The sequence below is a fragment of the Luteibacter sp. 9133 genome, assembly GCF_000800155.1.
GTDB lineage: Bacteria > Pseudomonadota > Gammaproteobacteria > Xanthomonadales > Rhodanobacteraceae > Luteibacter > Luteibacter mycovicinus.
The window spans coordinates 4,241,426-4,264,471 of sequence record NZ_JUHO01000001.1; the positions used below are offsets into that span (position 1 = coordinate 4,241,426).

Here is a 23,046-nt window from a genome sequence, read left to right on the forward strand (position 1 = left end):
GTGGTTGACGTGGGCAACGCGTGACGGTTCATTGAGTGAAGCAAGTCGCGCGGATTCGTGCTGCGGTGCGGCTAAGCTAGGGGACCTGCTCGACCACCGGATTTCCCCGCCCGTGAATGACCTGATCAGCGACATCCTCCTCGGCATCGTCGAGGGGATCACCGAATTTCTGCCCATCTCCAGCACCGGTCACCTGCTCATCGCCGAACGCTGGCTCGGCGCGCGCTCCGACCTGTTCAATGTCGCCATTCAGGCCGGTGCGATCCTCGCCGTGACGTTCATCTACTGGCGGACGATCTGGAACCTGCTGACCAACTGGCGTCGTCCGGAGACGCGCGATTACATCTTGAAGCTGGGCGTAGCCTTCCTGATCACCGCGGTGCTCGGCCTGATCGTCACCAAGCTCGGGTTTAAGCTCCCCGAGACGATCACGCCGATCGCATGGGCGCTGATCATCGGCGGCATCTGGATGATGGTGGCCGAGAAAGTGGCTGCCAATCGGCCCGATCAGGTGTTCGTCAGCTGGCGTGTCGCCATTCTGGTCGGCCTGGCGCAGATGGTCGCCGGCATTTTCCCAGGTACGTCACGTTCGGCGTCCACGATCTTCGTGGCCATGCTGGGCGGCACCACCAATCGCGCGGCCGCTACCGAGTTCGCGTTCCTCGTCGGCATCCCGACCATGTATGCCGCGACCGGCTACGAGTTGCTGAAGACCTTCACGCACGGCGGCGCGGCCGGCGAGGACTGGACCGGACTGGCGGTGGCTTTCGTCGTGTCGACGATTGTCGCGTTCGTCGCGGTGAAGTGGCTGCTGGGGTATATCCGCTCACACCGGTTTACGGTGTTTTCGATTTACCGGATCGTGCTGGGGATTGCGCTGTTGCTGTTTCTGCCTGCTGGAGGTTGACGGCTAGCCGGGGCATAGCTATGCCGCTTCGTTGGCTTTTCGCCAGCAGGGCTGGCTCCTACAGGGCTGCGGCACGCCCGCCGCGTCCGCGAATCCTGTAGGAGCCAGCCCCGCCGGCCATGCTTTCCCGCAACAAAACCTCACGCAACAGCCGCGATACGCTCCACCGGCGGGGCCGCACGCAACCGCGCCAGTTCGGCTTCCTGCTGTTCGAGCAGCTTGCACTGCGGCGTGCTGGTCCGCTGGAACAGCTCGCTGGTCCACTCGATGAAGGCCTGCACGCGCGCGGAGAGGTGACGCTTTTGCGGGTACACGATCCACAGGTTGGAACCGGTGGAGATCGTGTCCGACATGATGATTTCGAGCGCGCCCTTCTGCAGGGCGGTGGCGGCCAGGCAATGCGGTGCCTGGATGATGCCGAGGCCCGCGACCGCCGCCTGGATCACCGATTCGCCGTCATTGATGAGCATGTGCGCATCGACATCGACGGCGACCCGGCCACTCGGCGAATCGAACTGCCACTGGTACGGCTTGCCCGTGCTGGGATGCACGAAGTTGACCGTACGGTGGGCCTTGAGATCCTCGATGCTGGTCGGTGTCCCATGGCGCGCCAGATACGACGGCGCCGCGCACAACACGTTGCTGAAGTGGCCGATCTTCCGTGCGATCAGGCTGGAATCGGCCAGCTCGCCCATCCGGATCGCGCAATCGAACCCTTCCTCATTCAGGTCGAAGGGAAAGTCGCACATCGTCAATTCCAGACGAATGTCCGGGAAACGCTGCTCGAACTCGGCCAGATTGGGTATCAGCGCGGCCCGGCCCACCGCCGATGACGCCGCCACCCTGAGCTTGCCGGCCGGCTTGGTTTTCGCGTACCCGAGAGCCTCGGTGGCCTCAGTAAGGTCCGCGAGGATCTCCTTGCATCGGGAGTAGAACGCGGAGCCATCGTCGGTCAACCGCAGCGAACGTGTCGAGCGGAAGAACAGCCGCGCACCGAGGCTCTCCTCGAGTCGCGAGATCGCCCGGCTGACGCCCGACGGGGTCATTTCCAGATGCTGCGCCGCGGAAGAAAAGCTCTTGGCTTCCACTACGCGGACGAAAACGCTGATCGCTGAAAAGTCTTCCATCGTCGACTCCGGGGACGGTCATTCGTGACTGCGCGTCACAGGCGAGGTGATTGTAGACCCATTTTTCGCTTGACGGGCAAGACCTAGATTACGTCGCCTGGGTGAGACCGGCTTGACCTCGAGCGCGCTTGAGGTCGTACGCTGCGCCGCCGCACGACCTCCAGCCTACGTTTCGACGCTCTTCAAGGACCCCGTCATGAAAAAGAAACTCCTGTTCGGTTCGTCCGCACTTGCTGTCGCCATCGCCTCCGCGCTGTGGCTGAGCAGCGGCGGCCTGCCCTCCCATGCCGCCGAGCCCGCCCCGGCCATGCCGGCGCCCGAAGTCACGGTAGCCCAGGTCCTCCTGCGCCCGGTGTCCGATGCCAGCGCCTTCACGGGCCGCATTCAGGCGGTCGACTCGATCCAGATCAAACCGCGCGTCAGTGGCTATATCGACACCGTGCATTTCCGCGAAGGTACCTCGGTGAAGAAGGGCGACCTGCTCTTCACCATCGACCCTCGTCCCTACAAGGCCGAGGCCGACCGTCTGGCCGCGAACCTCGCCCAGGCCCGCGCCGAAGCGAAGAATGCCGACGCCAATGCGGCCCGCGGCGCCAAACTGGTCCAGCAGCATGCCGTCTCGCAGGAAGAGGCCGACCGTCTCGATACCGCGGCCGCCAGCGCCAAGGCACAAGCCGCCTCGGTGCAGGCCGCACTCGATAACGCCCGCCTCAACCTGTCGTTCACCGAGGTTCGCGCCCCGGTCGACGGCAAGGTCAGCAACGCGCAGATCACCGCCGGCAACCTCGTGACGCCCACCGACACGCTGACCAGCGTGGTCACCGTCGATCCGATGTACGTCTATTTCGATGTCGATGAGCAGACCTTCCTCAAGCTCGATCGCCTGCGCCGCCAGAGCGGTCACGCGCCCGAGGTCGAAATGGGCCTGGCCGACGAGACCGGCTATCCGCACGCCGGCAAGATCGACTTCGTCGACAACCAGATCCGCGCCGGCGCCGGCACGATCCGCCTGCGTGCGGTGTTCCCGAACGCGGACGGCGCTTATACGGCCGGCCTGTTCGCCCGCGTCGAACTGCGCAGCGGCAACACCCAGCCGCGCGCGCTGATCGACGACAAGGCGGTCGGCACCGATCTGGGCAACAAGTTCGTCTACGTGTTGGGTAAGGACAAGAAGGTCGAGTACCGCCGCATTTCCACGGGCGCACTGGTCGACGGCCTGCGTGTCGTCGATACCGGCCTCAATGCCGACGACGTCGTCATCGTCAACGGCCTCCAGCACGTACGCCCCGGCGTCGAAGTGAATGCGAAGCGCGTGGCGATGGCCTCGCTGGTACCGGAGGGCATGCGCAACGTCGCCGCCAACCGTCCGGCCGGCGTCGACAGCGTGGCGCAGAACCAGGACTGATCCACCATGAAAATCGCCCAATACTTCGTCAACCGCCCGATCCTCGCGGGCGTGCTGTCGGTGCTGTTCCTGATCGCGGGCGGTATCGCCGTGTTCAAACTGCCGATCAGCGAATACCCGGAGGTCGTTCCGCCGACCGTCGTGGTCAAGGCGAGCTACCCGGGTGCCAACCCGAAGGTCATCGCCGAGACCGTCGCTACGCCGCTCGAAGAGCAGATCAACGGCGTGGAAGGCATGCTGTACACCTCCTCGCAGGCGACCAGCGACGGCCAGATGACCCTCACGGTCACCTTCGCCCTGGGTACCGACCTCGACAACGCGCAGGTGCAGACGCAGAACCGCGTCGCCCAGGCCCTGCCGCGTCTGCCGGAAGAAGTGCAGCGTCTCGGCGTGACGACGACGAAGAGCTCGCCCGACCTGACCATGGTCGTGCATCTGACCTCGCCCGATCACCGCTATGACATGCTCTACCTGTCGAACTATGCGCGTACGCGCATCAAGGACCAGCTCGCCCGTCTCGACGGCGTGGGTGACGTCCAGCTGTTCGGCGCCGGCGAATACAGCATGCGCGTGTGGATGAACCCGGAAAAGCTGGCCATCCGTAACCTGACCACGGGTGACGTGATCAAGGCCGTACGCGAGCAGAACATCGAAGTCGCCGCGGGTTCGCTGAACGCGCCGCCCGGCCCGAACTCGAACGCGTTCCAGGTCAACATCAACACGCGCGGCCGGCTGGTGACCGAGGACGACTTCCTCAACATCATCGTGCGCAGCGACGCGTCGGGCTCGGTCACGCATCTGCGCGACGTCGCCCGTGTCGAGCTAGGCTCGAACAACTATGCGCTGCGCAGCCTGCTGAACAACCGCGAGGCGGTCGCGATCCCGATCTTCCAGCGTCCGGGCTCGAACGCGATCGCGATTTCGGACGAAGTGCGTGCCGAGATGGCGACGCTGAAGAAGGATTTCCCGCAGGGCGTCGATTACTCGATCGTCTACGATCCCACGGTGTTCGTGCGCGGCTCCATCGAAGCGGTCGTGCATACGCTGTTCGAAGCGATCGTTCTCGTGGTGCTCGTCGTCATCCTGTTCCTGCAGACCTGGCGTGCATCGATCATTCCGCTCGTGGCGGTACCGGTATCGCTGATCGGCACCTTCGCCGTGATGTACCTGGTCGGCTTCTCGCTCAATGCGCTGTCGTTGTTCGGCCTCGTGCTGGCGATCGGCATCGTCGTCGATGACGCGATCGTGGTCGTGGAGAACGTCGAGCGACACATCGAGCACGGTCTCGACCCGAAGATGGCGACACGTCAGGCCATGACCGAAGTTACCGGTCCGATCGTGGCGACGGCGCTCGTGCTCTGCGCGGTGTTCGTGCCGGCCGCCTTCATCAGCGGTCTGACCGGACAGTTCTATCGCCAGTTCGCCCTGACCATCGCCATCTCGACGGTGATCTCGGCCTTCAACTCGCTGACCCTGAGCCCGGCGCTCTCCGCGATCCTGCTGAAGGGCCGCGACGAGCCGAAAGACAAGCTCACGATCTGGATGGAGCGCAGTCTCGGCTGGTTGTTCCGGCCGTTCAACCGTGGCTTCGACCGCGCATCGCACGGCTATGTCGGCGGTGTACAGAAGATCCTGCGCTTCTCGGCGGTCGTGCTGGTGCTCTACGCCGGTCTCGTCGCCCTCGGCGTGCTCGGCTTCGCGAAGACGCCGACGGGTTTCGTCCCGACCCAGGACAAACAGTATCTCGTGTCGTTCGCGCAGTTGCCGGATGCCTCCTCGCTGGATCGTACCGAAGGCGTGATCCGCCGCATGGGCGATATCGCGTTGAAGGATCCGGGCGTCGAAAGCGCGGTGCAGTTCCCCGGACTTTCGATCAACGGCTTCACCAACAGCACCAACGCGGGCATCGTGTTCGTCACGCTCAAACCGTTCGAGGAACGTCGTTCCGCCGATCTGTCGGCCGAGGCGATCGCGGCTCGTCTGAACGGCCAGTTCGCCGGCATCCAGGACGCGTACATCGCCATCTTCCCGCCGCCGCCGGTCAACGGCCTCGGCACGATCGGCGGCTTCCGCATGCAGATCGAGGATCGTGGCGACCTGGGCTTCGAGGAGCTGTACAAGCAGACCCAGGGCATCATCGCCGCCAGCCAGAAGACACCGGAGCTCGCGCACCTGTTCACCAGTTTCCAGGTGAGCGTGCCGCAGTTCGACGCCGACATCGATCGCGAGAAAGCGAAGTCGGAAGGTATCGACCTTGGCGACGTGTTCCAGACCATGCAGGCGTACCTCGGTTCGCTCTACGTCAACGACTTCAACCGCTTCGGTCGCACCTATCAGGTGAACGTGTCCGCCGAACCGTCGTTCCGTCATGAGCCGTCCGACATCGTGGGGCTGAAGACGCGCAACGCCGCGGGCGACCTCGTGCCGCTGGGTTCGTTCCTCACCGTACGCCAGACCAACGGCCCGGATCGTGTGCAGCACTACAACGGTTATCCCACCGCCGAAATCAACGGTGGCGCGGCGCCGGGCTACAGCACGGGTCAGGCTCAGGCCGCGATGGAGAAGCTCGTCCAGGCCAACCTGCCCAACGGCATGACCTATGAGTGGACCGAGCTTACCTACCAGCAGATCCTCGCCGGCAATACCGCGGTGCTGGTGTTCCCGCTGTCCGTCCTGCTCGTCTTCCTCGTGCTGGCCTCGCTGTACGAAAGCCTCAGCCTGCCGCTGGCCGTGATCCTGATCGTGCCGATGGTGCTGCTGTCCGCGATCGTCGGTGTGATCGTGACCGGTGGTGACAACAACATCTTCACCCAGATCGGCCTGATCGTTCTCGTGGGCCTGGCCTGTAAGAACGCGATCCTTATCGTCGAGTTCGCCCGAGAGGCGGAGATCGGTGGCATGAACCGTGTGGATGCAGTTCTCGAAGCCGCCCGCCTGCGACTGCGCCCGATCCTGATGACCTCGTTCGCTTTCATCATGGGCGTGGTGCCGCTGGTGACCTCGCACGGCGCGGGTGCGGAGATGCGTCATGCGATGGGCGTGGCGGTGTTCGCCGGCATGCTGGGCGTGACCTTCTTCGGCCTGATCTTCACCCCGCTCTTCTATGTGCTGATCCGCGCCTGGAACGAACGCTCCGAGGCTCGCCGCAACGCGCGCCGCGAACGCCGTCTCCTCGACAACGCGGCCCGGGAGTCGTAATTCATGAAAGTCATGTTCCGTAGTACGGCCCTGTTCGCGGCCCTCGTTATCGCCGGGTGCGCGAGCGTGGGCCCCGATTACCACGCGCCGAAGGAAGCACCGGTCACCCTGCAAGGCGTCGACGCCACGCACCAGAACCACGGTGACGTGCAGGCGCAGTGGTGGAAGCAGTTCGGCGATCCGACGCTCGATGCGCTGATCGTCCGCGCGGCGAAGGGCGCGCCGGACCTGCGTATCGCGATGGCCCGGCTGAATCAGGCGCGTGCCGCGCTGGGTACCGCGAAGTCGCAGCAGATTCCCGACGTGGAAACCGTCGCCTCGTACCAGCGCACGCGTGCGCAGCAGCCGGGCTTCACCGATCAGCGCACGACGGTGACGCAGTATCAGGCGGGCTTCGATGCATCGTGGGAGCTCGACCTGTTTGGGGGCGTCCGGCGCTCGGTCGAGGCGGCTCGCGCCGATGCCGCCGCGGGCGAAGCCTCGTTGCAGGATGCTCAGGTCACGCTGTTCGCCGAAGTCGCACGCAACTACTTCGACCTGCGCGGCACGCAGCTGCGGATCGATGTGGCCAACCGCGACATCGCCAACCAGCGCGATTCACTGAAGGTGATCAACGCACGCGTGGAGGTCGGCACCGGTGCCGAGCAGGATCTGGCCAGCGCCAGGGCACGCCTCGCGGCGGTCGAGGCGCAGCTGCCGGTGCTCGAGACCCAGGCACAGGCCGATACGTTCCGCATCGCGGTGCTTCTCGGTTCGCGACCGGGTGAACTGGACGTCGATCTGTCACCCGCGACCTTCAAGCCGATCGACGTCAGCCTGGCCATCGGCGGCGCCGACGAAGTGCTGCAGCGCCGTCCCGACATCCGGATCGCCGAGCGCCAGCTTGCCGCCGCGAATGCGCGCATCGGCATCGCCAAGGCCGACTACTTCCCCCATATCTCGCTGGGCGGTTTCATCGGCTTCCTCGCAGGCCGCAGCAACGACTTCGGCGGTGCCGACTCGCGTGCGTTCCAGGTCGCGCCGAGCATCTCGTGGTCCGGGCTCAACGTGCAGCGCGTCGCTTCCGGCGTGCGCGGCGCGCGTGCCCAGGCGGAGGAAGCGCAGGCCAACTACGACCGCACGGTGCTCACCGCACTGGAGGATGTCGACAACTCACTGGTCGGTTTCAACCAGCAGCGTGTGCGTGTCGAAAAGCTGGTCGTCCAGGCCACGGAGAGCCGTCGTGCGGCGGAGCTGGCCAAGTTGCGCTATGACGCGGGCCGTACCGACTACCTCGAACTGCTCGACGCGCAGCGCACCCAGCTCTCCGCCGAAGATCAGCTCGCGGAAGCCGAGGCCGCCATCAACACCCGCGCCGTGCAGCTGTACAAGGCCCTGGGCGGTGGGTGGCAGGCGTGCGGCGACAACGCGTGCAGCGAGGTTGCGAAAGCCCCATGAGCTCGGCCAAGGTTCATCGCCTGCCCGTAAAGACGAAGCGTATGAACCCGACCGCCGTGGAACCGCCGCTCAGCCAGCGCATCGCGCTGGTGAGCGGCGCCAATCGCGGGATCGGCTTTGAAGTGGCGAAGCAGCTCGCTTCGCTGGGTGTCACGGTGTTTCTCGGCGGGCGTGAACTCGCCAAGGCGGAGAAAGCCGCGAAGTCGGTACGCGAACTGGGCGGAGACGCCCATGCCATACGGCTCGACGTCACCCGTGACGACGATATCGAAGCGACGATCGCGACCATCGATGGCCGCTTCGGTCGGCTCGACATTCTCATCAACAACGCGGGCGGGCATTTCGACGTGCGAGCCCGCACGTCGAAGCCCGACATCGATGACATCCGTGGCGCGCTCGACGTGAATCTGCTCGGGGCATGGTGTCTCACGGCCGCCGCGCTTCCCCTGATGCGTCGCCATGGTTACGGCCGGATCGTCAATGTGTCGAGCGAATGCGCGACGCATGAGATGTGCGGCGACAACGCACCGGCGTATCGCGTTTCCAAGGCGGCGTTGAATGCATATACCCAGGTCGCCGCGCGCGAACTCGAAGGCAGCGGCGTGCTCATCAATGCGGTATCCCCCGGATGGACGGCAACGGCCATGGGCGGAAGCGGCGGCCGACCGGTAGCGGAGAGCGCCGAGGGCATCGTGTGGGCGGCACTGCTGTCCGAACGCGACGCCGCGCACGGACAGTTCTTTCGCGACAAGCTCAGAATCGCCTGGTAGCCGCCCGTTTCTTGAGACAAGCGTCGGCTAAAAATCCGGCAGAGCGTATGCCACCTGTCGAAACGAAGCCCCTCAGCTCCGGCTGCGATTCACCGGGAAATGATGTGCGCGAACCACTCCCACCCGCGCAGTTTCGCGGTGACGAGTTTCACGCAGGTCAGCATCGGTACGGCCAGCAGCGCGCCGGGAATGCCCCACAGCCAGCCCCAGATCAGCAGCCAGAGAAGAATGGCCACGGGGCTAAGCCGTGACCGGCGCCCCTGCAACATCGGGGTCAGCAGGTTGCCTTCGATGGCGGTGATGCCGGCAAAGGTCGCGGCGGGAAGCAGCGCCGGGCCGACTTCCTGAAAATGGAGGACACCGACGACGGCAAGCACCGTGGTCGTCGTGATCGCGCCCACATAAGGAATGAAGTTGGCGACGGTCGCGACCGTGCCCCAGAGCAGCGGATCGGGTACGCCATAGAGGTAGAGCATGCCGGCAGTGACTAGGCCCAGCGTGACGTTGATCGCGGCGGTGAGCAGCAGGTAGCTCGACACCTCGACCTGGATGCTGCGCACGATGCTCACGGTGTGCCGCTTGTACGCGAACGTAGGCGATATCTCCACCGCGCGGCGGAGGATCTCGTCGCCGTACACAAGAAAGAAAAACACCAGGAGCGCGACGGTCAGTACGCTTGCGAGTACCTTCGGCGCACCGGCCACGATGTCCCACGCCGTGAAGGCAAAACCCGCGTTCGCCTGAGGCGCGTTACGCGTCACGGCGCCGCCGACCAGATTCTGTGTCGCCCGGCTCGCCGCTTCGATCTGCTGCGTCATCGGCTTGATCTTGGGCGCGAACGCACGCATCGCCGTCGGTGCTTCGTGGAACCAGTTCAACGCGGGCGTGGACAGCGTGGCGATCGCTGAAACCAGCCCCACGTTGAGCGTCACCATCACGATAACCGCGGCGAGCCAACGGGGAAAACGCACCCGCGCGGCGGCGACGACGATCGGGTTCAGTGCAAGGCCGATAAAGGCCGCGAGTACCAGTGGGACCAGCAACGACTTGCCCAGCACGACGGTATACAGAACCGCCAGCAGGATCATGCCGGTCAGTGAAATACGTATGGCGCGAAGGTGGCGCGAGATACGCCGGGTGCTGCGACTACTGCCGGGTTTACGCCGCCCGCGCGTGACCAGCGTGGACACGGCGGCCCCCGGCGCCGTCGTCGATGGCAACGGCGTAGGGAGTGGACTGGGAAAATCGCTCATGACACGTCGTCGGCCACATCGGCGACATCGCCGGCCAGATCTCCGAGCAAGCTGCCAGCGGCCATCGATATCACCTTTCCGATGATATCGGCCGTCCCACCCGCGACGAGCCCGCTGACGCCAGGCACCGCGAGTGGGTTGAGCTTGATGTTGCTGAGGAAAAAACCGCCGCCGGCCGCGATGCCGAGCACCGTCAGGGGATTTTCGTAGCCGCGCGCGATAAGCGCGGCGGCGGGTTCGACGACTTCGGCGCGTGCGGCGACAACGCGTGCGCGCGCCTCGGTCACTTTCGCCATGCTGCGGAAAATACCCATCGTCAGCCCCCTACCTTCGCTTCGCCTTCCGCCTTGCCCTGCTTCAACGCTTCTTTCGCCAGCAGCGCCAGCTCGTTGCGCGTGCCCGGCAGACTGAGCCAGTGCATGGCGCGCCGGAACACGAGGATAGCGACAATCAACAGCACCAGCTGCAGGCCCGCCAGTGCGGTCAGTGCCCAGGCCCAGGAGCCGAACCACTGCGCCAGACCCCAGCCGGCAAGCGCCAGCAGAGTGAGTCCCAGCGCAACGGCAAAGACGATGGCCGCCAGGCCCATGAACAACATCATGACGACGCCGCTGCGGGCAAGGCCGAATTCAGCGCCCGCCAGCGCGATCTGCGCCGAAAAGAGATTCTTCAGCCCGACGCCGAGGCGACGAATGTCATCCGTCCACGCCGGCATGGCGAACCTGGGACTCGCCGGCGCCTCGTCTCCTGGCGCCGGTCCGTTCATGTTTTCTCGCCCCGAGGGACCGTCTTCCAACATGCGTCAAAGCCCCTGCGGGTGGTGGATCAGTTGCGCAGGATACGGCCCGCGAGCCAACCGGCGGCAAGCGCCAGCGCGATCGACTGGACCGGCTTTTCACGCACGTAGTCGCGTGCGGTATCGAGCCAGTCGTTCGCGGTGTCGACGGCTTCACCGTAAGCTTCCTTGCCGCGAAGCTTGGCTTCTTCCGCTTTCTCGGCCGCGCGGGTCGCGCCGTAGGCAGCCTTGTCCGTAGCGCTGTGCAGCGTGTCTTCCACCTTGTCCGCCGCGCGATCGACGGCATCCTTGGTGCGGTCCACGGCGCTGGAGGTTGCCTGCTTCACCTGCTCGGCACGTGCGTCGATGCGCTCGGCAGCCGAGACGGTGTTCGCGGCGGCAGTCGCGGCGTTGGCGACATGGTCGGCGGGCTTGTTCATGGCATGCATCTCCGGGATAGGCTGGATTTGGGACGGTACGACAAAGAGAGTGAGCGTTGGGTCATTGAGGCGGAGGTGGGCTGTCCGGCCCTCCTCCGCCGAAGACTCGGGAGCATGTCGCCGATGTACCGGCTTCCACGCGGGTCGCCAGGGCATGGGGTCTCACCCGGTCAGACGCGCGGTCCACGCCCGCGGAAGAACGAAATGATGGCGAGGATCAGGAAGACCACGAAAAGGATCTTCGCGATACCTGCCGCCGTACCCGCGATACCGCCAAAGCCGAAAACGGCGGCGATGATGGCGATGACGAGGAAGACGAGGGCGTAATGAAGCATGGTGGGATTCTCCGGCAGGTAGGACGCGGTGCCATTTAGTCCCGGGAGCTGCGCAGGGCGCGTGAAGCCTGGAGCCACCTGTCAAAAGCCGTTCAGGCTGATGGAATCGGTCATCGACCGGTCGGCTCCGATGGGGGCCGGCCGGTCGGCGACCAGGTCAGGCCTTGACCTTCGGATTCAGTGAGTACGTCCCGGTGATTACCGCTTCACCCACCACGTGCCCCTCGATCACGTCCCGCAGCTCGGCAAGGTTGAACCCTTTCTCGAGCGGGACCGTCTCCACGTCCAGCGCGTAGACGTGGAAGTGATAGTGATGCGGAATGCTGTCGTTCCACGGCGGGCATGGGCCGTCGTAGCCGTGGTAGTGACCCTCCATGTCCCGGTCGCCCTTGAACCAGCCGGTGTAGTCGTTCAGGCCCTGAACCGAACCGGGAGGACCGACCGGATCTTTCTTGCCGCGCGGCACGACGCCCTCACCGCAGGCGCCTTCGCCCAGTTCCCGGCACTCGAGCGGAATGTTCGCCATCAGCCAGTGGACGAACTCGACGCGCGGCAGGTCGCGACGCACTTCGCGGCCCTCGACGTTGACGTCGTCCGGCTTCGAGGGCACGTCGGTGTCGATCACCGCGATGGCAAAGGACTTCGCCGTCGACGGCACTTCGGTCCAGGCCAGATGCGGGGTGACGTTGCCGGCCGGCTTGATCGGCTCACCGATCTCCATGAAGGCGAAGTTGGCCGGAATCGACTTACCGTGTTCGATGCTGTCGCTGGTTAAACGCATGGCGGTTCTCCTGGCTTACGAATTACTTCTTGTAGGTGACGCGATAGATGGCGCCGTTGTCGTCGTCGCTGATCAGCAGGCTGCCATCGGGAAGCGGCTGCACGTCGGCGGGACGGCCGGTGGCGTTCTCACCAACCAGGAAGCCCTCCACGAGGGGTTCATAGCTGGTCACCTTGTCGCCGTTGAGGCGCACCGTCATCACGCGATAACCCGACTTGGCCGTACGGTTCCACGAACCGTGCTCGGCGACGATGAGTGCGCCCTGATATGCCGCCGGGAACTGCTTGCCCTGGTAGAAGCGGGCACCCAGCGCGGCGACATGAGCGCCCAACTTAAGCACGGGAGATGTGTAGTCCTTGCAGTTCCTGCCCTTGCCGAAGTCGGGGTCGAGTGTGTCGCCCTGATGGCAGAAGGGGTAGCCGAAATGCTGGCCGGTCTTCGTCACATGGTTGAGTTCATCGCTGGGCAGGTCGTCGCCGAGCATGTCTCGACCGTTGTCGGTGAACCACAGCGTCTTGTCGCTCGGGCGCCAGTCGAAACCCACCGTATTGCGGATGCCGCGCGCCACGACTTCGCTGCCGCTGCCATCCGCGTTCATGCGGCGAAGCTGGGCAAAGCCTTCCGAGTCGCGATCGCAGATATTGCAGGGCGCGCCGACCGGCACATAGAGCTTGTCGTCCGGCCCGAACGCGATGTACTTCCATCCGTGATGCGTTTCCGTGGGCAGCTTGTCGGTGATGACCTCGGGCGCGGGCGGCGCGTCGAGGTGGTTCTCGATGTCACGCAGCACCACGATCCTGCTGACGGCCGAGATATAGAGGTCACCTTTGTGGAACGCGACGCCGACGGGCAGCTGTAGCCCACTGGCGACGGTGCGTACCTTCTCCACGGTGCCGTCCGCCGCATAACTCACGGCATAGACGCGACCCGCGTCGCGCGAGCCGACGAAGACGGTGTGGTTCGTGCCCACCGCCATCTCACGCGCGTTGGGCACCTTGTCGGTCCACACGGCGATATGAAAACCCGGAGGCAGTTTGAGCGATTCCATCGCCGGCGTGGCGGAGAAAGCGGGGGCGGCGAGCAGGGACAGGGCAAGAACGAGGGCGCTACGCATGGACGGACTCCCGTTGCGGTGATTCAGCCCGCGATGGCGTTGAAGCGGGCCGCGATGTAGTCGTCGGTGAAGCTGGTCATGCTGAAATCGCGGATGAAACCGCAATGTCCGCCATAGTTGGCGATATCGAGCTCGATGTTGGGCGGCAGGCGAAGCTGATGGAAGGCACTCACCGGAATGACGGGATCGTCGCGCGAGGTGAGGATGGTCGCGGGAACGTGCAGGCCCATGAGCCGGTCGCCCGCGACGGAGTAGCCGTCGAGGTAGGCCTCGAGCGAGCCGAAATCCGTATGGCGCAGCACCAGCGAACTGGTCAGGTCGCGCATGTTCTGCTTGAGCTCGTCGAGCTCGAAATAGGTCTGCTGCGGGAACGCCTCCTGCTTGAGCCGCAGGGAGCGTCGCCACTTGTGCATGAAGTAGGCGTTGTAGAACCAAGGCGCCTCGCTTTCCAGCGAGAACAGGCCCTCGGCCGGGTCGATGATCGGGCAGACCGCCAGCACGTAGTCGATCGGAATGACCTGCTTCGGCGCCAGCATGGCGGCGCGCAGTGCGAAGTTGCCGCCCAGCGAAAAACCGGCGACGCCGATCACACGCGAGGGGAACATCCGGGCGATCTCACCCAGCGCGGTCACCACCTCGTCGATGCGGCACGAGTGGAACAGCGCCTCGTTGAGGCCGTGGCTGTCGCCGTGGTCGCGGAAGTTGAGGCGGAAGATGTCCCAGCCGTCTTCGAGCAGGCGGCTGCCGGTCTGCAGGACGTAGGTGGAATCGACGCTGCCTTCCCAGCCGTGGAAAAGGATGGCCAGACCGCGAGACGCGCCACCGGTGGTCTGCGGGGTGAAGCGCCCGCTCAGGCGATCGCCGCTGCCCACGTCGACCAGCACTTCGCGTGCGTCTTCCTGCACCTTGTGCGCCCGTTTGGGCAGCAGGGTGCGACGGATGCCGCTGGAGGAGAGCATGGTCTGGACGTGGCCGCTACGCAGCGGCCACGGCGGATTCAGGTCGACGCCCTTGGGCAGGCTCATGCGGAGGTATCGGTATCCAGGGCCAGCGCGATGCGCTCGCGCGAGGCCTCCGCCATGCGGCGGCGCCCGTCGTCGGATAGCGGCACAGGCTCGAGGAAGTGCACTTCCGCGTCCATCGGGGCCTCGCCCAGCAGACGCAGGATATTGCCCACAAAACTCTCGTCTTCCCGGAAGCCCGCATCGATGATGCGACGACCCTGACGAGCGAAGCGCAGCGCCACCGGCTGTACCGGCACCCCGGCATCGAGCGCCGCCTGAAAGATGCGGGCATGGAAGACGCGAAGCACGCCGTTGTGGCCCGTGCCGCCTTCGGGGAACACGGCGACCGCGCGCCCTTCGCGCAGGCGCTCGACCATCACCGCCATCACCGAGGCCAGCGAGTGGTTATTGCCGCGACGGTGGAAGATCGTGCCGCCACGGGCCGCCATCCAGCCGACCAGCGGCCAGCCGGCGATCTCCGCCTTGGCCACGAAGCAGGCGGCACGCTGCGAATGAAGCAGCACGATGTCCAGCCACGACGTGTGGTTGGCCACGAACAGGACCGGATCGGGCAACGGCGTACCGATGCGGACGCTGCGCAGGCCGAAGATGCGCAGGAGCAGGGTCGACCACAGGCGGATCGCGCGATGCGCGAACGGCTCCTTGCCGTCCTTCATGACACCGCGCGACCAGCTAAGGATGCCGGCACAGATGACGATGGCGAAGAGGACGTGGAGCAACAGCAAGGGTATCCGCCACACATAGCGCAGCGGACGCAAACGGTCACGGGGTGTCGGATTGGCGGTGGCGGCTTCCATCAAGCACACAAGATTAACGACCGGCGAACCCTGCCGCTAGAGGACATTGTCTTTCTCGTTACGCCACGCGGGCTTGCCTCAGGCTAGCTTGAGACATTTCCTAGTGGAAGGGCCGTCGAAGCCTTCACCGTGCGCAGGACGAAGCTGGTATTCACGTCGGCCACGCCCGAGGCGTTGAGCAGACGGTCCAAAAGAAATTGCGAAAAGCCGTCCAGATCGGCCACGTAGACCTGCAGCAGGTAATCCATGTCGCCCGTCAGGGCATAGCAGGCGACCACCTCCCCCCAGCCAGCCACCGACTCGGTGAACGCGTCGATGGCGGGCGACTCGTGCCGGGACAGCTGCACCCGGACGAAGGCCTGCAGACCCAGCCCGACCGCCCGGGGCTCCAGCCGCGCGCCGTATCCGCCGATCACGCCATCCGCCTCGAGTTTCTGAACACGGCGCAGGCAGGCCGACGGCGACAGGTTCACCTCGGCCGCCAGATCGGCATTGCTCATACGGCCGCTGGACTGAAGGGTCGCGAGGATCCGGAGATCGGTGCGATCGAGCGTGGACTGCATGATTATTTCTCTTGATCGATCTTATACGCATGAATATTGCGCTCAACTATCGGCTTAGCGCAACAACACAAGCTCATTGCGCCGTTTCGGCGCTAAGCTGTTGTTTCACTCAGGCAAGCGTTCAAGGAGAGTCCCATGGAAAGCCCCCGCCGCGTCGAGCATCAGCAGACCGACCGCGGATACGTGCCCGTCTACGCGACCGGCATCGTGGAGCAACCGTGGGCGAGCTACTCGAAGACCGATCATGAGGTCTGGGACACACTCTATCGGCGCCAGCGCGACCTGCTGCCCGCGTACGCCTGTCAGGAATTTCTGGACGGCGTCGAGCGTTTCGGCTTTGGCGAGGGCGGCATTCCCCGCTTCGAGGATCTGAACAAGGTGCTGGGCGAGGCCACCGGCTGGGAGATCGTCGCCGTGGAAGGCCTGCTGCCGGACGAGGTGTTCTTCGACCACCTGGCCAACCGCCGTTTCCCGGTCAGCTGGTGGATCCGCCGGCCGGACCAGCTGGACTACCTGTCCGAGCCGGATCTGTTCCACGACCTCTTCGGCCATGTGCCCCTCCTGCTCAACCCGGTCTTCGCCGATTACATGCAGGCCTACGGCAAGGGCGGTATGAAGGCTTACGCGATCGGCCCCGAGGCGTTGATGAACCTCACGCGCTTGTACTGGTACACGGTGGAATTCGGCCTGATCCGCACCGATGCCGGCCTGCGTATCTACGGCGCCGGTATCGTCAGCTCCAAGGGCGAGTCGATCTACTCGATCGACTCCGCATCGCCAAACCGGGTCGGCTTCGACCTCGAGCGGGTGATGAACACCCGGTACCGGATCGATTCCTACCAGCAGACGTACTTCGTCATCGACGACTTCGCCCAGCTGTTCGAGGCGACCGGACCGGACTTCACGCCGATCTATGCCCGGCTGGCCGACGGCACCGCCGTGGCGGCTTCCGATGTCGTCCCGGCGGACAAAATTTTCAATATCGGCACGCGCGAAGGCTTCGTTTCCGGCGGAGATAACTGAGCCTCAACGGCGCCCTAACGAATCGCCCCTTAGGATGGACGCACGTTCAGTCAACAGGGTGGGTTCATTGTGGTCGTCTTCGATATTCCGTTCGAGTCCGTCGGTCCGGGCCTCTGGGTGCTCCAGAAGAATGAGAATGAATATGCCGAGTTCTGTTCCCGCGAGGATGCTCTCGAATGCGCGCTGGCTGAGGCCCGCCGTATCGAGGCACTGAACGCGGCATCGGACATCGTGTTGAACATCGAAGGCAACGACGGCGTGTGGCGGGCATTCGACACATCGATCCGGCCCTACGCGTGCCGCATGCAGGCGGCCTGATCCGTCTGATAAGCGAGCAGGATTCCCTGAGGGGCAGGTTGGCGTAAGAGCTGACCTGCCCTTTTTCTTTGGGCGGACAAAATAAAACCCCGGCAGCCAGGGGAGGAGCTGCCGGGGTCGCGTCGGGTCCAGGCTATCAGGGGAAATAGCGGGACCCGGGACAGATGGCCGATGAAACGCGGCGTCTGCCAACAGGTCGCCTCTCGGCGATCGAATACTTAGATAAGGGCTTTGCCGTGAAGTTCCCGTATCACGGGGTGGTCGTGTTTGGGGTCTGTTTAACTTCGGCCGCCGTGGCGTGGTCGGCAAGCCAGGGACCCACCTGCGCGACCCAGAGCGCATAGCCCTTCGGGTTCATGTGCAGCCCGTCTTCGATGAAGAGATCCGGCTTGGGCTGGCCCTGCGCGTCGATCATCGCGGGCGCCACGTCCAGAAAAGCCACGTTCTTCTGCGCCATGGCCCAGGTGCTGATCAGTTTGTTGGCGGCGTTGATGCTGGGCAGCAGGTTGACCCGGGCGACGCTGGGCTTGATCGAGATGAAGGCGATCGGGACGTTGGGCTGCGCGGCGCGCACCTTCGTCACGAACGCGGCGAAATCGTCACGCACCTGTTCCGGGGTGTCGCCGCCCTGCAGGTCGTTGTCGCCGGCGTAGACGACGATGGCCGCGGGCTTGTACGGAAGCACGATGCGATCGGCGAAGGCGGTCGAGTCATCCATGTCCGATCCGCCGAAGCCGCGGTTGATCACGCGGTAGTGCGGGAAATCGGAGGCCAGGCTCTTCCAGAAGCGGATCGACGAACTGCCGACGAACAGCACGGCGTTGGCCGGCGGAGGACTGGCTTTGTCCGAGGCCTCGAAGGCCTGGATGTCGGTTTCCCACCGGCTGTGGTCGGGATCCCTGGCGTGTGCGCCGAAGGACAGGACGAGGAAGATAAGGAGGATCGTCAGGCGTTTCATCCGGACGACCGTAACCGCTCAGGCCTCCGGGGGCAAACCGGGACGATCCACCGCGGTGACCTTCAGCACCGCCTCGATGCGCTGGCCGTTCCATCGATAGATGAAATGTTCGGCCTGCACGCAGGGCGCGATCAGGTCGGGGAAGAACACCGCGACGCACTCCCCGCCCGGGTGGCGCGCGCTGTCGTAGACGATGCCGTTGGAGCCTTCCTCACGCAGGGTCCGGGCCAGCTTGACGCTGGCCAGATAGGAGTCCGGATCGTGTTCGGCGGCCCAGCCCCCACGGATATCGTGCAGGCGTCCCGCGATCGAGGTGCTGTAGCACCGCACCTGCACGTCGGTGGGCGGTTCCCGCGTCGCCGCCAGGAAGGCTTCGCGGTGGTAGACCGTCTCTTCGATCGCGGTGGCGATGGTATGCGCCGCATAGAACACGCCCCAGTGACCATCGGAGAAGCGGCTGCCCTCTGGCGGAATGTGGGTGAACGCGGCCATGATCGGTGTCGTGCCGGGGCCGGAGACGCGCCGGTCGGGCGGCACCATGCTCAGCGCGCCCATTTCCTCGCGCAGGCGGGGGTTGGTCATCGACTCGATCGCCATGACGGCATCGATGTCCCTGGCATCGGCGATACGGTCGAACAGTCCCACCGGGGGAAAACGGCTGGGGACGATGCGGTAGGCGTGGGTCCAGCGAATCCGCCGCGACGGCGGTGCCGTCGTCATCCGTTCCAGCCGCGCTGCGCGTCCAGGTACTGACGGACGACATAGAGGTCGGCGACGTTGCCCGAGAGCATGCGATCCAGCGCCGAGTGGCCGCCGAAGAGAGGCGCAGTGTTGGGCTTGCGCACCCAGGCATCCGCCTGGCCGGGGTCGGGGAAAAGGATCTGGAGGTCCTTCCAGATGCCGAGCAGGTAGCTGATGCGCTCCACGACGTCCCTCGAGGGGGTTCCGTCCTGGAGCTTCTTCCATTTGAAGTACGTGGACTCCGGAGGGTCGCCCAGTAGCGTGCGCTGCTCGGCGCCGCGGAGTTTCCAGCGCTCCGCGAGGGCGAAGAAGGCGCGCAAGGCCGGCCCGCCGAGATCATGGGCGTAACCGGGTTCGACGTGGATGGCTGGCTGCATCGACGGATCTACCTGTGGACTTGTGATGCAGTCTACTCCATTTGTGGAGCTTTTCGTATACGGGCTGCCGCCAGCAGGGCTGGCTTTTTACCTGAGCGCCGTGAAACCGCTCATTTCCTGGACGCAATCCACGCGTCGACATGCTGCTCCAGCACCGGCAGCGGCACCGACCCCAGCGCCAGCACCGTGTCGTGGAAGGCCCGCAGGTCGAACTTCTCGCCCAGCTCCTTTTCCGCCTTCTCGCGCAACGCGCGGATTTTCAGGTAGCCCAACTCATACGACAGCGCCTGCCCTGGCCAACTGATGTAGCGGTCGACCTCGTTGGCGATCTCGCGCTGGCTCAGCGCCGTATTGCCGGCGAGGTAATCGATCGCCTGCTGACGCGTCCAGCCGAGATGGTGGATGCCGGTATCGACGACGAGGCGACAGGCACGCCACATCTGATACGTGAGGAACCCGAAGCGCTCGTAGGGCGTGTGATAGATGCCCATCTCCTCGCCCAGGTATTCCGAGTAGAGCGCCCAGCCCTCGCCATAGGCGGAGATGTAACCGTCGCGACGGAAGTCGGGCAGACCCTGCTGCTCGGCCGACAGCGCCAGCTGCAACGCGTGCCCGGGCATCGACTCATGCAGCGTCAGCGCCGGCATGTTGAACAGCGGACGGGATGGCAGGTCGTACGTGTTGACGAGGTACGTGTCCGGGCCGCCGCGGCCGGACGTGTAATAAGGCGCGATATCCGCAGGCACCGGTTCGATGGCGAAGCGCTGGCGCGGTAACAGGCCGAAGTACTTGCCGAGCTTCGCATCGACCTGCTTGGCCACCCAGGCCGTGCGCATCAACAATTCGTCGGGCGTCTTCGCATAGAACTGCGGATCGCTGCGCAGGAAAGCGAGGAAGGCCGGGAAATCGCCCTTGAACCCGGTCTCCTTCATCGTGGCGACCATCTCCTTGTGGAGGCGGTCGACCTCGCGCAGGCCGATGGCGTGGATGGCATCGGGCGTCAGATCCAGGGTGGTGTATTCGAGGATCTGCTGTCGGTAGTAGGCCTTACCGTCGGGCAGCGACTCGGCCGCCAGGGTCGGGCGCGCCCCGGGGACGTACTCGTTGCGGAAGAACGTCAGCAGCTTGCCGTAGGAGGGAATCACACCCTCGGCGATGACCTTGCGTGCCTCGGCACGCAACAGGTCGGCGTCCCTGGGGGGCAGGGTCTTCGGCAGCGACCTGAACGGACCGTAGAGCGCACTGTCTTCGGGGTTCTTCAGTTCGGCGACGGCGGCGATCGATACATCGCGTCCATTGAGCACCTCGCGCGGGACGGTGAAACCGCGCGCCAGGCCCAGACGCATGTTGTCGATCTCCTGGTCCATATAGGCCGGGATCTGGCGCAGGCGATCGATGTACTTCCGATAATCGTCGCGCGTGCGCAGGTCGTCGCCGTGAAGCACGTAGCCGATGTCGGACCAGAAGGCCGAGTCGCTGTTGAACGGCATCTGCCACTGCTGGAAGCGCTGGGCAGCCGCGAGGTTGGCGATCTGCGCGCGGTAAACGGCGTAGTCCACACGAACCGTGCCGCTCAGCGAGGCCGGATCGATGCGACCCAGCTGCGCCAGCACGTCGTTCCAGTAGGCGAGGCGCCTGGCCTGGCTGGCGGCGTCCACCGTATCCAGGCGGCCCTCGCCGGGCTGCGCTTCGCCCGAGGTCAGGATGCCCGCCTGCCCGCTACGCCATGCCCATTCCTTCGTGTAGATCGCCTTGAAGGCGTCATCGGTCGGTGTGGCGGCATGGGCGGTACCGGCGACGAGGCCGGCGAAGGCGATGGCGCGAATCCAGGGGGACATGCGGGCTCCGTAGGGGGACGGGTAAACCCCGATCATCGCATCCGGACCGCCGAACCCGAAAACTATTCCAGGCCGGCGTAGTGCGTGCGCATGGTGTCGAGGTAAGCCCTGATGTCCCGCCCCGGCGCATCGACGAAGGTTTCTCCCGAATCCCGGCAACCCACGATGCGATCCGGGCGGAAGTTGCGGAAAGCCTGACGATGCCGGCACCAGGTGCCCAGCGTCCATGCGCCACCCCAGAACGACAGGCACAACGGTTCGACCTCACGCGTGCTCGCGCGCCCTTCCGCGTCGCTGTAGTCGAGGCAGAGCACGCGATGCGCGAGCACGGCCTCGTGCAGGCGATCGAGCATGGCCGCCACCTCGTTCTGGAACGTATCGCGCCAGATGGGGGCGAAGATGCGCGACTGTGCCGAGCGCTCGCGCAGGTCCGGGGGGAGCACGGCCTCGATCTTGATCATGGCGGCCTGCGCCTCGCGCGCCAGCCGCTCGCCGGCGAACGCGCGGACGAAGCGCGTACCGGCAACGAGTGCTTCGAGTTCGTCGGCGGAGAACATCAGCGGCGGGATGTCCGAGCCTTTGCGCAGGACATAGCCGACGCCGGCCTCGCCCTCGATGGGGACACCGGAAAGCTGCAGGTCCGCCACGTCGCGGTAGACCGTGCGTAGCGAGACCTCGAGTGTGGCGGCCAGCTGGCGCGCGGGCAGCGCGGTGCGCCGCCCGCGCAGGGCGTTGATGATGAGGAACAGACGGTCGGCGCGGCGCATACCCGGATCATCGCCTGCCGCGCGTGGCACGGAAAGCGGCGATGGTCATGCCCGCGCATCGTCCTGCGCTCAGGCGGCGGCCAGCGTCTGGGCTTTCGCCAGCGCCGCGTCCTGCGCGGCGGCGCGAACCACCGCCGGACGCGCCATCACGCGGGCCACATAGGCCTCGAAGACATCCCGACGCGGCACCAGGCCGAAACCCATCGTCCAGGTCAGCGCGCTGGCCCAGAGGATATCGGCGGCGGTGAAGCGGTCGCCGAACATCCAGGGGCCCTGCGCGAGCTGGGCCTCCAGGAGGTCCATGACGGTGTCGAAATCACCGTAGGGCGACTGCATCGCCGGCATCGGAACGTTTTTCGCCCAGCGATCGACGACGGCGGGCTCGAAGCACGAACCGTAGAAGGCGAGCCAGCGCAGATAGGGGCCGCGCAGCGCATCGTCGAACGCGGGCGCCAGTCCGGCCTCGGGATAGAGATCGGCGAGGTAGGTGAAGATCGCCGGGCGTTCAGTCACGAGACCACCGCGGTGTTCGATCGCGGGCACCTTGCCCATCGGGTTGATCTTCAGATACGCGGGAAGGCGCTGCTCACCCTCGACCAGGTTCATCACGTGCAGGTCGTACTGCGCACCCAGTTCCTCCAGCAGCATGAGGACGCTGCCCGACCGGCTGTTGGGGGCATGGTGGAAAACGACGCGATTCGGGTTCATGCGGTGAAGCTTCCTTTCGGGTGGCGGAGACTGTAGGAGCGCGCCTTGCGCGCGATGCTTCCGGAGAGGGGAGCAGGGTCACGGCCGGCGCGGCCTGCGGCAGGCTTTTCGCGCGCGGGGCGCGCTCCTACGGGCGTCGGCGAGGTTGCCGGCGATCTTTCATCCGGGGTGAAACGGTATTGCCCGTCCATCAGCAGTCCCCGCTTGCCGAGCGGCGCATACAGCTCGGCGAGACGATCCAGAAATCGATTCATGACGCGTTCCCTCCCCGGTTCGGCGGCGAAGGGACAGTCTGCGCGGGGGCTGCTGACAACGTTCTGTCAGCAGCCCTCTGGCGTCGTTCACGCCACACCCGGACAATGCATGGTTTCGCGCCTGAGTCCGTCCGA

Annotated in this window: 25 protein-coding genes; 7 read left to right on the forward strand and 18 right to left on the reverse strand. The window is 65.2% G+C overall.

The window, feature by feature from the left end:
• Positions 1–112 precede the first annotated feature (112 nt).
• Positions 113–907, forward strand: coding sequence for an undecaprenyl-diphosphate phosphatase (locus FA87_RS18485; RefSeq protein WP_036109270.1), 795 nt, complete (start codon positions 113–115; stop codon positions 905–907).
• A gap of 140 nt (positions 908–1,047) precedes the next feature.
• On the opposite strand, the gene FA87_RS18490 is transcribed toward FA87_RS18485, so the two are convergent.
• Entirely contained in the window at positions 1,048–2,034 is a 987-nt protein-coding gene (locus tag FA87_RS18490; protein WP_043696631.1) for a LysR family transcriptional regulator, read from the reverse strand.
• A gap of 196 nt (positions 2,035–2,230) precedes the next feature.
• Between FA87_RS18490 and FA87_RS18495 the strand changes: the two genes are divergently transcribed.
• The 4 genes from FA87_RS18495 to FA87_RS18510 are packed head-to-tail and all read left to right on the forward strand — an operon-like array spanning position 2,231 to position 8,844.
• On the forward strand, positions 2,231–3,439 hold the full coding sequence (locus FA87_RS18495; protein WP_043696634.1) for an efflux RND transporter periplasmic adaptor subunit: 1,209 nt from the start codon (positions 2,231–2,233) through the stop codon (positions 3,437–3,439).
• 6 nt (positions 3,440–3,445) lie between these two features.
• Positions 3,446–6,637: an efflux RND transporter permease subunit gene (locus tag FA87_RS18500; RefSeq protein ID WP_043696638.1), complete on the forward strand. Its 3,192-nt coding sequence runs from the start codon at positions 3,446–3,448 to the stop codon at positions 6,635–6,637.
• A 3-nt stretch (positions 6,638–6,640) separates the two neighbouring features.
• Positions 6,641–8,074 (forward strand): TolC family protein, encoded by a 1,434-nt coding sequence (locus FA87_RS18505; protein ID WP_043696641.1) that lies wholly within the window; start codon positions 6,641–6,643, stop codon positions 8,072–8,074.
• Positions 8,071–8,844: an SDR family NAD(P)-dependent oxidoreductase gene (locus FA87_RS18510; RefSeq protein WP_239709134.1), complete on the forward strand. Its 774-nt coding sequence runs from the start codon at positions 8,071–8,073 to the stop codon at positions 8,842–8,844. The genes FA87_RS18505 and FA87_RS18510 overlap by 4 nt, the downstream gene beginning before the upstream one ends.
• An 89-nt stretch (positions 8,845–8,933) precedes the next feature.
• Here the strand turns inward: FA87_RS18510 and FA87_RS18515 are convergent, their stop codons facing one another.
• The 10 genes from FA87_RS18515 to FA87_RS18560 all read right to left on the reverse strand — a co-directional run bounded on the left by FA87_RS18515 (position 8,934) and on the right by FA87_RS18560 (position 15,927).
• Complete coding sequence (locus FA87_RS18515; protein WP_036109255.1) at positions 8,934–10,097, reverse strand: AI-2E family transporter; 1,164 nt, start codon at positions 10,095–10,097, stop codon at positions 8,934–8,936.
• The gene (locus FA87_RS18520; RefSeq protein WP_036109251.1) at positions 10,094–10,411 is read right to left on the reverse strand and encodes a hypothetical protein; all 318 of its coding nucleotides are present in this window, start codon (positions 10,409–10,411) and stop codon (positions 10,094–10,096) included. Before FA87_RS18520 ends, FA87_RS18515 begins: the two co-directional genes overlap by 4 nt.
• A gap of 2 nt (positions 10,412–10,413) precedes the next feature.
• Positions 10,414–10,812, reverse strand: coding sequence for a hypothetical protein (locus tag FA87_RS18525; protein ID WP_052191445.1), 399 nt, complete (start codon positions 10,810–10,812; stop codon positions 10,414–10,416).
• Positions 10,813–10,922: 110 nt separating this feature from the next.
• Positions 10,923–11,312, reverse strand: coding sequence for a DUF883 family protein (locus FA87_RS18530; RefSeq protein WP_036109244.1), 390 nt, complete (start codon positions 11,310–11,312; stop codon positions 10,923–10,925).
• Between the two features lie 170 nt (positions 11,313–11,482).
• Entirely contained in the window at positions 11,483–11,647 is a 165-nt protein-coding gene (locus FA87_RS20500) for a DUF1328 domain-containing protein (RefSeq protein WP_036109241.1), read from the reverse strand.
• 157 nt (positions 11,648–11,804) lie between these two features.
• Positions 11,805–12,428, reverse strand: coding sequence for a YbhB/YbcL family Raf kinase inhibitor-like protein (locus FA87_RS18540; protein ID WP_043696648.1), 624 nt, complete (start codon positions 12,426–12,428; stop codon positions 11,805–11,807).
• A gap of 22 nt (positions 12,429–12,450) precedes the next feature.
• A complete protein-coding gene (locus FA87_RS18545; protein WP_043696651.1) occupies positions 12,451–13,542 on the reverse strand; it encodes a PQQ-dependent sugar dehydrogenase in 1,092 nt (363 codons plus the stop codon).
• A gap of 23 nt (positions 13,543–13,565) precedes the next feature.
• On the reverse strand, positions 13,566–14,567 hold the full coding sequence (locus FA87_RS18550) for an alpha/beta fold hydrolase (RefSeq protein ID WP_043696654.1): 1,002 nt from the start codon (positions 14,565–14,567) through the stop codon (positions 13,566–13,568).
• Positions 14,564–15,364: a lysophospholipid acyltransferase family protein gene (locus FA87_RS18555; protein WP_036109236.1), complete on the reverse strand. Its 801-nt coding sequence runs from the start codon at positions 15,362–15,364 to the stop codon at positions 14,564–14,566. The genes FA87_RS18550 and FA87_RS18555 overlap by 4 nt, the downstream gene beginning before the upstream one ends.
• 83 nt (positions 15,365–15,447) lie before the next feature.
• Entirely contained in the window at positions 15,448–15,927 is a 480-nt protein-coding gene (locus FA87_RS18560; RefSeq protein ID WP_043696657.1) for an Lrp/AsnC family transcriptional regulator, read from the reverse strand.
• Positions 15,928–16,062: 135 nt separating this feature from the next.
• Here FA87_RS18560 and phhA point away from each other — a divergent pair, with 135 nt between their 5' ends.
• Both phhA and FA87_RS18570 read left to right on the forward strand, forming a co-directional pair.
• Positions 16,063–16,950: a phenylalanine 4-monooxygenase gene (phhA, locus tag FA87_RS18565; RefSeq protein WP_036109233.1), complete on the forward strand. Its 888-nt coding sequence runs from the start codon at positions 16,063–16,065 to the stop codon at positions 16,948–16,950.
• Between the two features lie 69 nt (positions 16,951–17,019).
• Positions 17,020–17,268, forward strand: coding sequence for a hypothetical protein (locus tag FA87_RS18570; RefSeq protein ID WP_036109231.1), 249 nt, complete (start codon positions 17,020–17,022; stop codon positions 17,266–17,268).
• A gap of 250 nt (positions 17,269–17,518) precedes the next feature.
• Here FA87_RS18570 and FA87_RS18575 read toward each other — a convergent pair whose 3' ends face one another.
• From FA87_RS18575 to FA87_RS20885, 7 genes are all read right to left on the reverse strand, one after another.
• A complete protein-coding gene (locus tag FA87_RS18575) occupies positions 17,519–18,226 on the reverse strand; it encodes an SGNH/GDSL hydrolase family protein (RefSeq protein ID WP_051943170.1) in 708 nt (235 codons plus the stop codon).
• Positions 18,227–18,244: 18 nt separating this feature from the next.
• Positions 18,245–18,946, reverse strand: coding sequence for an RES family NAD+ phosphorylase (locus tag FA87_RS18580; protein ID WP_043696660.1), 702 nt, complete (start codon positions 18,944–18,946; stop codon positions 18,245–18,247).
• The gene (locus FA87_RS18585; RefSeq protein ID WP_043696663.1) at positions 18,943–19,344 is read right to left on the reverse strand and encodes an MbcA/ParS/Xre antitoxin family protein; all 402 of its coding nucleotides are present in this window, start codon (positions 19,342–19,344) and stop codon (positions 18,943–18,945) included. The genes FA87_RS18580 and FA87_RS18585 overlap by 4 nt, the downstream gene beginning before the upstream one ends.
• A 110-nt stretch (positions 19,345–19,454) precedes the next feature.
• The gene (locus tag FA87_RS18590; RefSeq protein WP_052191446.1) at positions 19,455–21,182 is read right to left on the reverse strand and encodes a DUF885 family protein; all 1,728 of its coding nucleotides are present in this window, start codon (positions 21,180–21,182) and stop codon (positions 19,455–19,457) included.
• Positions 21,183–21,244: 62 nt separating this feature from the next.
• On the reverse strand, positions 21,245–21,949 hold the full coding sequence (locus FA87_RS18595; protein WP_036109223.1) for a YafY family protein: 705 nt from the start codon (positions 21,947–21,949) through the stop codon (positions 21,245–21,247).
• 69 nt (positions 21,950–22,018) lie between these two features.
• The gene (locus tag FA87_RS18600) at positions 22,019–22,657 is read right to left on the reverse strand and encodes a glutathione S-transferase family protein (RefSeq protein ID WP_043696666.1); all 639 of its coding nucleotides are present in this window, start codon (positions 22,655–22,657) and stop codon (positions 22,019–22,021) included.
• Entirely contained in the window at positions 22,654–22,911 is a 258-nt protein-coding gene (locus tag FA87_RS20885) for a hypothetical protein (protein WP_036109218.1), read from the reverse strand. The genes FA87_RS18600 and FA87_RS20885 overlap by 4 nt, the downstream gene beginning before the upstream one ends.
• Positions 22,912–23,046: the final 135 nt, after the last annotated feature.